Below are 12,908 nucleotides of genomic sequence, written 5' to 3' on the forward strand. Positions count from 1 at the left end.
GTAATACGAAATCGCGCTTTCCGCGAACAGAGGGCCGCCAGAGTAGTCCTGCTGTCGGCCTATTGGACCCCGGTGAGGACGCCTTTCATCCAGCGAGGCGCTCGCCGAACTGCAATCTCACAGCCTGCCGGCAGCGTGGTTGCCGAACCTTCGCCACCGTAGGACAGTGAGCGTTCACCACCGCTCCGAGTTGGCCGACGAGTTGCCGTAGGAGATGCGGTGGACGACGTCGACTTCGTCGTCGTTCAAGCCGCTGACGCTGCCATGGTGACCGAGCGCTATGCGACCGTAGGTGAGCTTCCAGGACGCGGATTAACGCTGAGGGTTTGCCCATCATGATTCGGCTGGCATCGTGTCGGCATGAGCGAGCGTCTGTACGACCGAACCAGCCGAACGATCGCCGTGAGCGACATCCGGCCCGACGTCCTGGCCACGATCGAAGCCCACACCGCCGAGCGGCTGTTGGAACCCGTGGCGGAGACGGCCGTCGCGTGCGTGGCGACGCACTCGGTGAGCTCGCGCAAGCCAAGCTTCCTCGCCCGCTTCGGCGGCCGGAAGTCCGAGGCTGAGCACCACACCTTCGCCGTACTGACGCCGACGACCTTGATCGCGGCGACCACAGGCGAGCAACGCGGTACCACCGTGCTGTCGACCCGGCTGGCCGACGTAGACCTCATCGAACAGACCGACCCGGCGTACGCCATCGACTCCAGCATTCATGTACGGGCGCGCTGGAGTGGATCGGACGCCTCGTCGTACGTGATCGCCTTGGGCGATGACCCGGCGGGGCAGGCATTCCACGCCGCTCTGCGCACGGCCGTCGCCGCCGTCAAGCGCTCCTGACCAGTCACGAGTCGCCTGATTGGCTAGGTTGCTCTCACCTCATCCGATCCTCGTAGGGGAGTGGCAGTCGTGCGGCAACAGCGCAAAACCTTCCAGGCGATCGAGGTCGGCGACGGCGGCGACGGGCGGTGGGCCGCCCATGCCCGTGGCCTGTGGCAGGAGATGGAGGGCCTGCTGACCGAGGAGGGCCGGACTCCGGAGGGCGCGGATCGTGTTCGGGCGCTGTTCCGTACGCACATGCCGGAACTGGTCCCGGTTCTGGACCGCCTGGCCGGTCAACTCGACCGGCCCGAGGCGGAAGCCTTCCTCAGCCACGCGGCACTGCGGCCGTTCTCGCAGGGCTGCACCCAGATCGGCAGGAACGGCACTCTGCTGCGCAACTACGACCTACGGCCCGACCAGTGCGAAGGGACCATCGTCTCCTCCTGCTTCCTGCGCCCCGTGATCGGGATGCAGGACATGCTGTGGGGGTTGCTGGACGGGATGAACGACGCCGGTCTCGCGGTCTCGCTCACCTGGGGCGGACGTTCCGTCTACGGACGCGGCTTCGCCATTCTCATCCTCGTGCGCTACCTGCTGGAGACGTGCGACACCGTCGACGAGGCGGTCGACAGGCTGCGGTTCCTACCCGTCGCTGTCCCCCAGAACCTCACCCTTGTCGATCCCAAAAAGGCGATGACGGTGTTCGTGGGGCCGGACATCTCGCCGACGGTGGCACCGGACGCCTGCGCCGCCAATCACCAGCACCTGCCGGTGACCGACGAGCAGGAACGGGCCATGCGGACGCAGGAGCGGCTGCGAGCCATCCGCGCCGCGGGCACGGATGTGGCGGCGATGCTGAAGCCGCCGCTTTATCGATCCGTCGACGAACAGGGGTCGAGGACGCTCTACACAGCCCGCTACCAGCCCATCGAGGGCCGTGTGACGTACTACTGGCCCAGCGAGTCCTGGCCACAGTCCTTCGGTGACTTCGCGCCTGGATCCCGCACTGTGACTTTGGGCCGGGCCGGCTGAGAGGCTTTCCGCCCGCGACATCTGGGGCGACCTCAGCCTGCTCACTCTGGCCAGAGCCAGATTTGCCCTGGAAGACGGCAGACATTCCTGCGACGCGCGGGCTTGCTGACATTCCACCGATTGTTGAACGACTCCACCGCCATTGAGCTGGGGTTTGTTCACCCGACGCAACAGACCGCACCGTGGGGTTTCAGGGGGCTCGGCCCCCTGAGCAGATATGACGAGGCGACCTGGTTCGCGCTGTCCGCGAACACAGGCCGCCTCGACTGGTGGAGGTGCCGGGAATCGAACCCGGGTCCTTCGTTGTTTTGTCAGGGCTTCTCCGAGCGCAGCTCACTGTGCCTCTACTCGGCCCCTGGAATCACGTGAGCGAGTTCCTGTGACGGGCCCAGTCGCTGATTAATCTCGCCGCAAGGTCCCCGCGACCGGGACCTGTTGGCCAACCTCCTAGCTGATGCCGGAAATCCGGGACGGAGGTACTCCCGGTCCGACAGATTTAGCTACTCGCCTCAGGCGGCGAGTGCGAAATCGTTGCGCTTAGTATCGGCGCTTGTTGTTTTCCGACGACCGATTCTCGAGACGACGTCGGCTTCCTCGGCTCGCTTCCCCTGTCTCCACATTCGAAGTCGAAACCAGTCACCCCCTGGGACAATCCACTGCGTAACAACTGTGCCATCTTACCTGATGCGGCAAGTGCCGCCCACCGCATTACAGCCCGCCGGGCGGGCGTCGCCGCGGCCGTCCTTCGACGTTCGGAAGCCGAAGTCGGCGCTGCGGCCCGGGTCCAGCGTGCCTCCGGTGATAACGATGCTGTCGCCGGTGAGATTCCCGGTCGCGTTCCACACTCCGCGCAGCCTGAGGTCGCGCAGGTCGGCGTGGCTGACCGTGACCTTCCAGCGGACGGGGCGGTCGCCCTCGTTGGTCACCCGGCCCATCGCGACGTAGCCGGACTCCCAGCTCGCGGTCACGGCCAGGGTGGCTTCGACCTCCGTCGGCGGGGGCGGTGGCGTCGTCTTGACCGGGGGCTTGGTGGTCGGCTTGCGGGTCTTCTCCGGTACGGCCGTGGTGGCGCGCGTCGCCGTCGGCTTCTTCGACGGCGTGGGTGACTTGGACGGCGTAGGGGAGACGGAGGGCGACGGCGGATCGATCGTCACGCGCGCCACGGAGGGCAGCACGACCGTGGGCGGCTTGGCTGCCTCGGCCGGGCCGACGGCCCGTACGGCCGTCCACACGACCAGCAGCACCAGGACGGCCACGGCGAAGCTCAGGATGAACCGGGCTGTTCCGAACACGCGCACGGAGTGCTTGGCAGCCACCCTGTGATCCCTCCCCCACGACGGCACCGGCGATGATCAAAAGTGCCGGCGGGGAAGGGTACCTGCTACTCCATGCCTTTGGCACGCCTGCCCACGGCGCGACTGATTTCCTTCTGCGCGTCGCGGCTGGCCAGGTCCTGACGCTTGTCGTAGCTCTTCTTGCCGCGCGCCAGGCCGATCTCGACCTTGGCGTACCCGTTGTGGAAGTAGACCTGGAGCGGCACCAGCGTGACACCGTCGTCGCGCAGCTTGTTACGCATCTTCAGGATCTCGTCGCGGTGGAGCAGCAGCTTGCGGACCCGCCGCGGCTCGTGGTTGGTCCAGGTGCCCTGGGTGTATTCCGGAATGTGCAGACCGTGCAGGAAGATCTCGCCGTTGTTCTCGTGGCCGAACGCGTCGGTCATCGAGGCCCGCCCGGCCCGCAACGACTTCACCTCGGTGCCGGTGAGCACCATGCCCGCCTCGAACGTGTCGAGGATGGCGTAGTCGTGGTAGGCCTTGCGGTTGGAGGCGACGACCTTGCGACCTTGTTCGCGTGGCATGCCGCCGAACCCCCTGTGGATGAGTGATGGAACTTCACAATGCTACTGAAGACTCAACACAGACAGCGCGGCAGATAGTTCGCCGGGTTGCGGGGCGCTCCGTCGAAGCGGGTTTCGAAGTGCAGATGGTTGCCGGTGGAGGCGCCGGTCGTGCCGACCAGGCCGATCACCTCGCCGCGGCGCACGTACTCGCCGACTCTGACCAGGATCGCGGACTGGTGCCCGTAGCAGGTCTGGAAGCCGACGCCGCTGATCTTGCCGTGGCTGAGGCACGTGAAGTTGCCGTAGCCGCCGGCCCACCCGGCCCGGATCACCCGTCCGAAGGCAGCCGCGCGGATGGGAGAGCCGCCACCTGCGGCGATGTCCATGCCGGCGTGCAACTGCCACACACGGTAGTACGGGTCATAGCGCTGTCCGTAGTCGCTGGACTTCCAGCCGGTGACCGGCATGAGCAGCCGGCCGCCGCCGTACTTCGCGTCCCCGGATTTGAGCGAGTACCCGCGGAGCGCCGCCGCGATCCGCGCCTCCTCGGCCTTGGCCGCCTCGTAACGGGCCAGGACGACGGAGCGCTGGGCGTTGGCCACCTTCAGCGCGGCGTAGCGGGTCTGCGTGAGCTTCTCGAGGGCCAGGCGGGCCCGCTCGGCAGCCGACTGCGCTGCTCGGGCGGCGGTGAGGCGGTCGCGCGCGGCGGCCTCGGCCTCTTCGGCGGCGCGCTTGGCGAGTCCGGCCCGGTCCTGTTCCGTACGGGCCTCGCGCCTCGCCACGACCAGGGTGCCCACGTCCTCCTGCTGGCTCTGCATGATCTGTTCGACGATGCTGAGCCGGGCCATCATGTCGGCCGGGCCGGACGCGTCGACGAGGACGTTGAGCCGCGCGAAGTTGCTGCCCATGTAGCTGGCCGCGGCGATCTCGTCGACCCGCTCGCGGGCGTCGTCGACGCGCTCCCGGGCCTGGACGAAGCGGCCGGCGACCTTCTCGTAGGCCGCCCGGGCCGCCTTCGCCTTGCGGCTCGCGGACGTGGCCGAGGCGAGGGCGGCCGCGACCGCTCCGCGCGAGGTGGCGACCTTCCGCTGGGCCGCGGGCATCGCGGCGGTCGCAGTCTCGAGGTTGCGGGCGGCGGAGCGGGCCAGGTCGGTGGCGTGCTCGAGGACGGCCTCGGCGCGCTGGACTGCCTTGCCGGCACGGTCCCGGTCGTCGCCCGGGGCGGCTTGGGCCGGGTGGGGTGCGATCAGCAGCAGACCTGCGAAAAAAGCTGGAAGAGCATATTTCCGGCGATGTCGACGTTTGGGCCACACGAAGAGCACCGTAACCCTACCTTCGGCGTCTTACCTCCCAAAACGCCCAACGGCCGCGTCTCCCGGCAGGGAGGCGCGGCCGTTCTGTGAGTCAGCGTCGAGGGTGTCAGACCTTGAGGTAGAAGCGGAGCGTGATCCACGCCGTGGCCGCACTGACCAGAGCGCCGACGCCGGCCAGCAACGGCAGCATGAGCCACACGTTGCCGTTGTCGATCGGCGTCAGGATGTTCGTGAGTGCCTGGAGCTTGGTGTCCAGCAGCACGATCTTGCTCACGAACAGGAAGATGAAGCCGAGGACCGCGCCGATGATGCCGGCCACCACCGCCTCGAGCACGAACGGGGCCTGGATGAACCAGTTCGATGCACCCACCAGCTTCATCACCGCGACCTCGCGGCGCTTGCTGTACGCGGCGACCTGGATGGTGTTTCCGACGAGCAGCAGCGCGGCCAACGCCATCACCCCTGCGACCACCAGCGCACCCACCTGGATGGCGTTGAAGATGTTGAACACCTTGTCGAGCAGCGCACGCTGGTCGATGATGTCCTGAATGCCCTGCATCCCGGTCATCTGGTCGGTGAACGTCTTGTAGGTCTCCGGGTCCTTCAGCTTGACCCGGAACGACTCGGGCAGGCTGTTCGGGCCGACCGACTTGACGAACTCCGGCGAGTCCTTCCAGAGCTGCTGGAACCGCTCGAGGGCCTCTTCACGGGTCTCGTAGGTCTTCTGGGCGACCAGCGGGTTGGCCGAGATGGCGGAGTCGATCGCCGAGCGCTGGGCGTCGGTGACGTCCGAGCGCAGGAAGATCGAGACCTCGATCTCGCCGTAGTAGAAGTTCTTCATCTGGTCGACCTGCATGTAGAGCAGCACACTCGCGCCCAGCATGGTCAGCGAGACCGCCATGGTGATGATCATGGCGACCGTCATGGTGACGTTTCGCCACAGGCCCACCAGGACCTCGTTGAGGACGTACTTCAAGCGCATCGGGGGGTTCCTTCCGGGACTCCGCGCATTACTTCTTCAGGGGGAAACGGGCGGAGCTCAGCCGTAGACGCCGCGAGCCTGGTCGCGAACGATACGGCCGCTTTCGATCTCGATGACCCGGCGGCGCATCTGGTTGACGATGTTGGAGTCGTGCGTGACCATCACGACCGTCGTGCCCGTCCGGTTGATTCGGTCGAGCAGTCGCATGATCTCGATGGAGGTGTCGGGGTCGAGGTTTCCGGTGGGCTCGTCGGCGAGCAGGATCAGCGGGCGGTTCACGAACGCCCGGGCGACCGCGACACGCTGCTGCTCACCACCGGAGAGCTCGTGGGGATAGCGGTGTTCCTTGCCACCGAGACCGACCAGTTCGAGAACCTCGGGCACGACCCGCCGGGACACGGCCTTGGTCTTGCCGATGACCTCCAGAGCGAAGGCCACGTTCTCGTACGCGGTGCGGTTGGGCAGCAGACGGAAGTCCTGGAACACGCAGCCGATGGAACGACGGAAGTGGGGGATCTTCCACGACCGGATCGAGGTCACGTCCTTGGCGTTCACCATGACCTTGCCCTGGGTCGGGGAGACCTCATGCAGCAGAAGCTTGATGATCGTCGACTTGCCGGAACCGGAGGGGCCGATGAAGAAGACGAACTCACCCTTCTCGATACCGACGCTGACATCGTCCAGCGACGGCCGAGACGCCTTGGGGTACGTCTTCGTCACGTTCTCGAGCTGAATCACGGGAAGGCAGTCTACGCGGTGTAACGGAAACGCCAAGTCCGCCGGGTCCGCGAATCTGCATCAACAGTAAAGAAAACTTGGACCGTACGGACGGCGCCTGACCGAACGTTCAGGCGCCGTCGCCGTCCGTGCCGAGCCGGTCGCGGACCGGGTCTCAGACGGCCTTCTCGGTCTGCTTGCGCCAGCGGATGCCCGCCTGGATGAACTCGTCGATGTCGCCGTCGAAGACCGACGACGGGTTGCCCGTCTCCTGCTCAGTGCGCAGATCCTTGACCATCTGGTAGGGGTGCAGAACGTACGAGCGCATCTGGTCGCCCCATGATCCAGTGGTGTCCTGCTTGAGGCCCGCCATCTTGGCCTCCTCCTCCTGACGCTTGCGCTCGAGCAGCCGCGCCTGGAGCACGCGCATGGCCGAGGCCTTGTTCTGAAGCTGTGATTTCTCGTTCTGACACGTCACGACGATGCCGGTCGGAATGTGCGTGAGGCGCACAGCGGAGTCGGTGGTGTTAACGCTCTGTCCACCGGGACCGGACGAACGGTAGACGTCGACCCGCAACTCGTTCTCGGGGATCTCGATGTGGTCGGTCTGCTCGACCACCGGCATCACCTCGACGCTGGCGAAGCTGGTCTGCCGGCGGCCCTGGTTGTCGAACGGGCTGATGCGCACCAGGCGGTGGGTGCCCGACTCGACGCTGAGCGTGCCGAAGGCGTACGGGACCTTGACCGCGAAGGTGGCCGACTTGAGCCCTGCCTCTTCCGCGTACGAGGTGTCGTAGACCTCGGTGGGGTAGCCGTGGCGCTCGGCCCAGCGCAGGTACATACGCATCAGCGACTCGGCGAAGTCGGCGGCGTCGACACCGCCGGCGCCGGCCCGGATCGCCACCAGTGCCTCGCGGGAGTCGTACTCGCCGGAGAGCAGGGTGCGGACCTCCAGCTCCTCGACGGCCTTGTGCAGCGCGACGAGCTCGTTGCCGACCTCGTCGACCGAGCCCTGGTCGCCCTCGGCCTCGGCCATCTCGAGCAGGAGGGCGGCGTCGTCGAGCCGTGAGCGGAGGCGCTCGATGCGGTCGATGTCACCGGAGATGTAGGAAAGGCGGCTGTTGACCTCTTGAGCGCGGGCCTGGTCGTCCCACAGATCGGGCGCGGACGCCTGCTCTTCGAGGTCTGCCTTGTCCCGGCGCAGCTTGTCGACGTCCAGGACGTTCTCGATGTTGCGCAGGGTGGCGTCGAGTGTCTTGAGTTGCTCGGGATAGTCGGCAGCAGTCACAACACTCAAGACTACGCCGCCCCGGCCGGAAAGGGCCGGGGCGGGCGCACGTCCGTCAGGTCGTCGGGGCGACCTTGAGCCAGCTCAGTGCGGCCTTGTGATAGGCGACGGCAAACTCGAGGGCCGCGGCGCCGTACTGGTCGCCCGCCTTCTTTGCTTCCTTCGCCTGCTCCTTGGCCATCGCCATGGCCTCGGAGTGGTACTCGCTGGCACCGGTGTAGAGGGTCTGCAGCTGATTGCCGCTGTGCTGCTCGCCGAAGGCGACCCGCAGCGCGATCGGGTTGCGCAAGGCGTCCCGGCCCGCGGGCTCGGCAAGCCACCGGCTGAAGGCTCGTTTGCCGGCGGCTGTGATGGCGTAGGGCTGGCTGGATCTGGGGCCGGGTTTGCCGAGACGGACGTAGCCCATTTCGGCGAGAACCGGCAATTCGCGGTAGACCTGGCTCCGCGTCATCGACCAGTATGGCCCGAGGCGGCGTTCGGCAGCCGCCATTAGCTGACCGCCGGTCATCGGCCCCTCGTGAAGCAGGCCGAGCAGAGCGGCAGCCGTGGGATTGATTTGAGAGTCGGGCATGCCTTCTAAGCTGCCACTTTGTCGCGCCGACGTCCAGGATTTCGCCCGATCCGTCCAGTTTGCGTCTCCACAAGCGACTGTCCCGCACAGACTGTCCGACCACGAGGGTCGAGACGGCGCGTTCTGCCGAAAAAATGCAGCCTGAGCAGCTAAAATGGCCCTAGCCAAACGGTCAGACGGCGATGCCGGGCATGAACCACCCGAAAAATGGACAGATCAACAGTCGGAAACGGCAGCGTTCCCCTTAATTCCGACAATCGACTCCGTTTCGCCGCGCGAGTGCCCTGTGGACGGCCGTCCGGTCGCGAAGAATCGCCGCGTACCCTGAGCCGCATGACAGAGCAGGAGGTCGCACCGGCCCCGCAACCGTCCGCGGCCGCCTCGTCGAGCGGTCTCGTGCTGGCCGGCGTCACGCTGGTGTGGATGGCCGCCATGTTGTGGTCGGCCCGCGCCACCATCACCGGCCGGGTCGACGTCGAGATGGAGGTCACGTCCACGGCGTACGCGTTGCCCGGCGCCATCTCGGCCAGCCTCATCACCGGGTCCACGGTGGCGCTGGCCGCACTCTCCCTGCTGGGCCGCCGGCGCGAGACCGGTGCGAGCACCCGCTTCGCAATCGCCACGGGCAGCGGCCTGATCATCGGCGTGCTGGGCGCGCTGACCATCGTCACGATCAACACCGAGGGCTGGCTGTACGCGGTGGTCGGCGGCACGGTGGCGGCCGCGGCGACCATCGGCGGCGCGCTGGCCGGCTTCCGCATCCCCCGCGTCGTCACCGCGATCGGCTGGGCCTCGGTGGCCGTCTTCCTCGTCGGGCTCGTGCTCAACCTGTTCCAGGGCCCGCTGCTCGACGCGTTCAGCTCCAGCCAGGCACAGTCCCGGGCCGACGCGTCCCAATGGCTGTCGTACGGCCAGGGGTTCCTCAGTGGCCTCGCGGCCGGCCTGATCGCCTACTTCGTGCTGCGCCGCGCTCGCCGGCGCTCCGACGGGCTCGACGTGCCGTGGCCGCTCTACGGCCTGGCCGGCGCCGGCGCCGGGCTGCTGCTGGTGATCGCCGAGATCCTGACCCGCACCGCGGGCAGCCGCGTGCTCGACCTGGCCGGCAAGGTCAGCGAGCTGGAACTCGTGGTGCAGCAGATGCTCAGCGGCGCCCGCCTCAACAGCGCTCTGATCGTGCTGTTCGTCGGCGCGATCACGGCGACGATCGCTGTAGGCCGCACCATCGCGCCCGCGCCGGACGACGCGGAAGAGGAGGGGACGCCGGCGGCGGCGTCCCGGGAAAAGCCCTAGACGAGCTCGTCCAGCTCCGACACGGCATACCACTCCAGCTCGTGATCCTCGGCGCTGTCGACCGTGAACTGGGCGTCCGGGTCGCCCGCGGCCGCCTCGTCGACCACCTCGGCCGCGGCGCCGACCGTCTCGGCGGCGTCCGCACTGTCCACGTGGATCGCGGCGACCTCGCTGAGCGACACCGGCTGCGGCAGCCGCACGGTACTCGAACCGAGCTCGACATCCTCCCGCACCAGCGCCGTCGACGGCACGTCGGCCGAGATGACAACGCGGCGGCGCGGGGCGCGCGGATCGAGGCGCAACAGGTGCAACGCGCCCTGGGCGGCCCGGGTGAAGGCGACGTACTCGAGCTCTTCCTCGTCGCCCTCGGCGTACCACTCGCGGAGCGCCGGCGTCACGGCGTGCGCCTCCAGCGGGCCGGAGCCCAGCCGGCCGTCGGCCCGCAGGGCCGTGAGCATCGGCACGGTGGCCGGCACATAGACCCGGACCAGCTCGGTGATCGGCACGTCTCCTCCAGCGGTAGAACCGTCCCCGTAGTACACCGTCGCCGCGGCGCGGGGAAGGACCATTCCACCAGTCGTGCCCGGATCGTGGCCCGCCGGGTCAGCAGCCGCAGGCATCGGCCACGGGCGCCGTGCGGGGGTCGGCCGCAGCGGTGACGTCGCCGGCCGGGGTGCGCAGCGGGAAACCCTCGCGGATCCAGTACTCGACGCCGCCGATCATCTCCTTGACCGAGAAGCCGACCTCGGCCAGGGCCAGGGCGGCTCGGGTGGCGCCGTCGCAGCCGGGGCCCCAGCAGTAGGTCACCACCGGGACGTCCGGGTTCAGCAGGGCGAGGGCGCGCGCTGGGATCTGGGCGGTGGGCAGGTGGACCGCGCCGGGGATGTGACCCTGCTCCCAGGCCGCTTCCGAGCGAGAGTCGATCAGGATGAAGCCGGGCTGGGTTGTCGACAGCGCCGCCCGGACGTCGGCCACGTCGGTCTGGAAGGCGAGCCGGGCCGCGAAGAAGGCGGCAGCGGCGCGGGCGTCGTTCCGGGTGGCCGGTCCCACAGGGGTGATCGTCATGACACACCACGCTAGGTGCGAGAACGCCGCCGTTACATGGCCGTTCCCCGGCACATCTGGCGCCCGGCCGGGGAAACGCGTTTACTTGGCCGCCATGACCACGGATATCGCGCTGGACCGTACGGACTGGCAGCTGCTGACCGAGCTGCAGAAGGACGGCCGGTCGCCGTACGCCGAACTGGCCCGCGCCGTCGCGATGTCCCCCAGCGCCGTCGCCGAGCGCATCCGCCGGCTCGAAGAGGCGGGCGTGATCGCCGGCTACCGGGCCAGCCTCGACCCGGAACGACTGGGCCTGCAGGTGATGGCGTTCGTCCGGCTGCGCTACCCGACGGGCAACTACCGGCCGTTCCACGCGCTGCTCGACAGCACGCCCGAGATTGTCGAGGCGCACCACGTGACCGGCGAGGACTGCTTCGTGCTGAAGGTGCTCACCCGCTCGATGCGGCACCTCGAAGAGGTCACCGGGCGCATCGCCGGGCTGGGCGCGGTCACCACCAGCGTCGTCTATTCGAGCCCGCTGACCGGACGCGCCATTTCCGCTCCCGGGTGACGCCACCGCGGCCGATCGGTGGCAAACTGAAGCATACCGAGTCCACCGGAGGTGTCATGGCCGAGCCGCGCTTCCTGCCGCTGCCCGACGTGGCCACCGAGCTCAACGTCTCGGAGTCGCAGGTCTATCACATGGTGCGCAGCGGTGAGCTGCCGGCGATCAAGATCGGCGGCCGCGGTCAGTGGCGGGTCGAGCGCGTCCGCCTCGAGCAGTACATCGAGGAGAAGTACGCCGAGACCGCGGCCTGGGTGGCGCAGAACCCGCTCATCACGCCCGATCCCGAGTAGCCACCGCGTTCGCGCGTACGCCTGACAAAGCCCCCAGGCCTGCCGCCCGACGCCCGACGCCCGACGCCCGACGCCCGACGCCCGATTCTTGGGCGCGCCGGCTCCGGCCAGCGCCGACGCCGACGCCGACATGGCGCACCGCCAACCACTCGATGCGGCCTTCCCGCTGCGGATCGCTGCCAGGTTTGTCCGTCTTCTCGCCTGGTCCGGTTCGATCTCGCCGCTCGTTGACGCTCGAATCGGGCCCGGCAACACTGGCTGTCACAGGCAAACGAAGGCAAACGCAAGATCAACGGATGAGGTGGTGCCGCGATGCGACGGACGCTGGAGGCGACCCGGCCCAGGGCGCCTGAGTCCCCGCCCACGATCAGCCTGCGTCCCACCCCACGCTGCGAGCCGCCCTTCGACGACGAGCTCGAGCCGTCGTTCTGGGCCACGGCGCATCAGTTGTCGCTCAACTGGCCCTCGCGGCGCCCGCCGCCCGGCCCGCCCGAGGGTGAGCCCGGGTTGCCGCAGCACTCCCCCGCCGCCGGCGTCTCGGCCGAGGCGAAGCTCGCGGTCAAGCGCTTCGTCCGTACGTGTGTCGAGGTCATCGACGGCCACCGCCCGGCCGCCCATCTGCGGCGGCTGTCCCACCCCATGGAGGCGTCGGCGGTCGTCGCTCAGGGCGTGGCAGCGGCCCACCGGGTGCGAGAGATCCGCGAATCGGTCAAGCGGCCGGCGCGACGCGCCGCGAGCCGACGGGCCGGCGACCGCCCGTCGCCGGTGGCGGTGCTCCGCATCCGTCTGTGTGAGCCCGGCCCGGGCGCTGTGGAGGCCGCTGTGGCCCTGTTGACCGCCGACCGCACCTGGGCCCTGGCTCTGCGGCTGGAACTGCACGAGGACGACTGGCGGGCCACCATCCTCCGGCTGATCTGACCTGGACCCCCGGGGCGCCTGCCGACCACGCCCACAGCGGGCGTCCCGGGCCTGACCCTCAGCGGGCGACCGCCAGCACCCGATCAACGCCGGGCGCCGCGGCGGCCGGCCGCGACGGCGGCTGCTGGAACGACGGCGACTGCAGCGGCGGCTGCGACGGCGACGGCTGCGACGGCGACGGCTGCGACGGCGACGGCTGCGACGGCGACGGCTGCTGTTGGAACGACGGC

General features: G+C 68.5%; 15 protein-coding genes and 1 other RNA gene. 6 read left to right on the forward strand and 10 right to left on the reverse strand.

The genetic code is table 11. The annotated features are described in order from the left end of the window. The first annotated feature begins 360 nt into the window (after positions 1 to 360). Entirely contained in the window at positions 361 to 843 is a 483-nt protein-coding gene (locus KXC43_RS14725) for a hypothetical protein (protein WP_221376624.1), read from the forward strand. Between the two features lie 69 nt (positions 844 to 912). After that, positions 913 to 1,857 (forward strand): C45 family autoproteolytic acyltransferase/hydrolase, encoded by a 945-nt coding sequence (locus KXC43_RS14730; protein WP_221376625.1) that lies wholly within the window; start codon positions 913 to 915, stop codon positions 1,855 to 1,857. A 267-nt stretch (positions 1,858 to 2,124) separates the two neighbouring features. On the opposite strand, the gene ssrA is transcribed toward KXC43_RS14730, so the two are convergent. The 8 genes from ssrA to KXC43_RS14770 all read right to left on the reverse strand — a co-directional run bounded on the left by ssrA (position 2,125) and on the right by KXC43_RS14770 (position 8,568). Next, positions 2,125 to 2,501, reverse strand: a transfer-messenger RNA (tmRNA) gene (ssrA, locus tag KXC43_RS14735). Positions 2,502 to 2,534: 33 nt separating this feature from the next. Next, positions 2,535 to 3,173: a cellulose binding domain-containing protein gene (locus KXC43_RS52710; RefSeq protein ID WP_221376626.1), complete on the reverse strand. Its 639-nt coding sequence runs from the start codon at positions 3,171 to 3,173 to the stop codon at positions 2,535 to 2,537. Positions 3,174 to 3,238: 65 nt separating this feature from the next. Beyond that, entirely contained in the window at positions 3,239 to 3,715 is a 477-nt protein-coding gene (smpB, locus tag KXC43_RS14745; protein WP_221376627.1) for an SsrA-binding protein SmpB, read from the reverse strand. A gap of 53 nt (positions 3,716 to 3,768) precedes the next feature. Then, entirely contained in the window at positions 3,769 to 5,010 is a 1,242-nt protein-coding gene (locus tag KXC43_RS14750; protein WP_308129084.1) for a peptidoglycan DD-metalloendopeptidase family protein, read from the reverse strand. 106 nt (positions 5,011 to 5,116) lie between these two features. Further along, positions 5,117 to 5,992, reverse strand: coding sequence for a permease-like cell division protein FtsX (ftsX, locus tag KXC43_RS14755; RefSeq protein WP_221376628.1), 876 nt, complete (start codon positions 5,990 to 5,992; stop codon positions 5,117 to 5,119). A gap of 57 nt (positions 5,993 to 6,049) precedes the next feature. Beyond that, positions 6,050 to 6,730, reverse strand: coding sequence for a cell division ATP-binding protein FtsE (gene ftsE, locus KXC43_RS14760; protein WP_203378949.1), 681 nt, complete (start codon positions 6,728 to 6,730; stop codon positions 6,050 to 6,052). Between the two features lie 154 nt (positions 6,731 to 6,884). Next, complete coding sequence (gene prfB / locus KXC43_RS14765) at positions 6,885 to 7,997, reverse strand: peptide chain release factor 2 (protein ID WP_221376629.1); 1,113 nt, start codon at positions 7,995 to 7,997, stop codon at positions 6,885 to 6,887. 55 nt (positions 7,998 to 8,052) lie between these two features. Then, positions 8,053 to 8,568 (reverse strand): PadR family transcriptional regulator, encoded by a 516-nt coding sequence (locus KXC43_RS14770; RefSeq protein ID WP_221376630.1) that lies wholly within the window; start codon positions 8,566 to 8,568, stop codon positions 8,053 to 8,055. A gap of 333 nt (positions 8,569 to 8,901) precedes the next feature. Between KXC43_RS14770 and KXC43_RS14775 the strand changes: the two genes are divergently transcribed. Next, entirely contained in the window at positions 8,902 to 9,858 is a 957-nt protein-coding gene (locus KXC43_RS14775; RefSeq protein ID WP_221376631.1) for a hypothetical protein, read from the forward strand. Here the strand turns inward: KXC43_RS14775 and KXC43_RS14780 are convergent. Continuing rightward, positions 9,855 to 10,316, reverse strand: a complete 462-nt coding sequence (locus KXC43_RS14780) for a DUF6912 family protein (protein ID WP_221376655.1) — start codon at positions 10,314 to 10,316, stop codon at positions 9,855 to 9,857. The genes KXC43_RS14775 and KXC43_RS14780 overlap by 4 nt on opposite strands. A gap of 145 nt (positions 10,317 to 10,461) precedes the next feature. Continuing rightward, positions 10,462 to 10,923, reverse strand: coding sequence for a rhodanese-like domain-containing protein (locus KXC43_RS14785; RefSeq protein WP_221376632.1), 462 nt, complete (start codon positions 10,921 to 10,923; stop codon positions 10,462 to 10,464). Between the two features lie 94 nt (positions 10,924 to 11,017). Here KXC43_RS14785 and KXC43_RS14790 point away from each other — a divergent pair, with 94 nt between their 5' ends. The 3 genes from KXC43_RS14790 to KXC43_RS14800 all read left to right on the forward strand — a co-directional run bounded on the left by KXC43_RS14790 (position 11,018) and on the right by KXC43_RS14800 (position 12,678). Then, entirely contained in the window at positions 11,018 to 11,473 is a 456-nt protein-coding gene (locus KXC43_RS14790) for an Lrp/AsnC family transcriptional regulator (RefSeq protein ID WP_221376633.1), read from the forward strand. Between the two features lie 56 nt (positions 11,474 to 11,529). After that, positions 11,530 to 11,760 carry a helix-turn-helix transcriptional regulator gene (locus KXC43_RS14795; RefSeq protein WP_221376634.1) on the forward strand — a complete coding sequence of 77 codons (231 nt, stop codon included), beginning with the start codon at positions 11,530 to 11,532 and terminating at the stop codon, positions 11,758 to 11,760. Positions 11,761 to 12,072: 312 nt separating this feature from the next. Then, the gene (locus tag KXC43_RS14800; RefSeq protein ID WP_221376635.1) at positions 12,073 to 12,678 is read left to right on the forward strand and encodes an Rv3235 family protein; all 606 of its coding nucleotides are present in this window, start codon (positions 12,073 to 12,075) and stop codon (positions 12,676 to 12,678) included. Positions 12,679 to 12,908: the final 230 nt, after the last annotated feature.

It is taken from the genome of Paractinoplanes polyasparticus (assembly GCF_019710575.1).
GTDB classification, from domain to species: Bacteria; Actinomycetota; Actinomycetes; order Mycobacteriales; family Micromonosporaceae; genus Actinoplanes; species Actinoplanes polyasparticus.

Coding starts and splice junctions, on each gene's coding strand:
- KXC43_RS14780 (WP_221376655.1), bottom strand. CDS start 10,316: ATGCTCACGGCCCTGCGGGCCGACGGCCGGCTGGGCTCCGGCCCGCTG.
- smpB (WP_221376627.1), bottom strand. CDS start 3,715: ATGCCACGCGAACAAGGTCGCAAGGTCGTCGCCTCCAACCGCAAGGCC.
- ftsX (WP_221376628.1), bottom strand. CDS start 5,992: ATGCGCTTGAAGTACGTCCTCAACGAGGTCCTGGTGGGCCTGTGGCGA.
- KXC43_RS14795 (WP_221376634.1), top strand. CDS start 11,530: ATGGCCGAGCCGCGCTTCCTGCCGCTGCCCGACGTGGCCACCGAGCTC.
- KXC43_RS14785 (WP_221376632.1), bottom strand. CDS start 10,923: ATGACGATCACCCCTGTGGGACCGGCCACCCGGAACGACGCCCGCGCC.
- KXC43_RS14725 (WP_221376624.1), top strand. CDS start 361: ATGAGCGAGCGTCTGTACGACCGAACCAGCCGAACGATCGCCGTGAGC.
- KXC43_RS14775 (WP_221376631.1), top strand. CDS start 8,902: ATGACAGAGCAGGAGGTCGCACCGGCCCCGCAACCGTCCGCGGCCGCC.
- KXC43_RS14790 (WP_221376633.1), top strand. CDS start 11,018: ATGACCACGGATATCGCGCTGGACCGTACGGACTGGCAGCTGCTGACC.
- KXC43_RS14800 (WP_221376635.1), top strand. CDS start 12,073: ATGCGACGGACGCTGGAGGCGACCCGGCCCAGGGCGCCTGAGTCCCCG.
- KXC43_RS14770 (WP_221376630.1), bottom strand. CDS start 8,568: ATGCCCGACTCTCAAATCAATCCCACGGCTGCCGCTCTGCTCGGCCTG.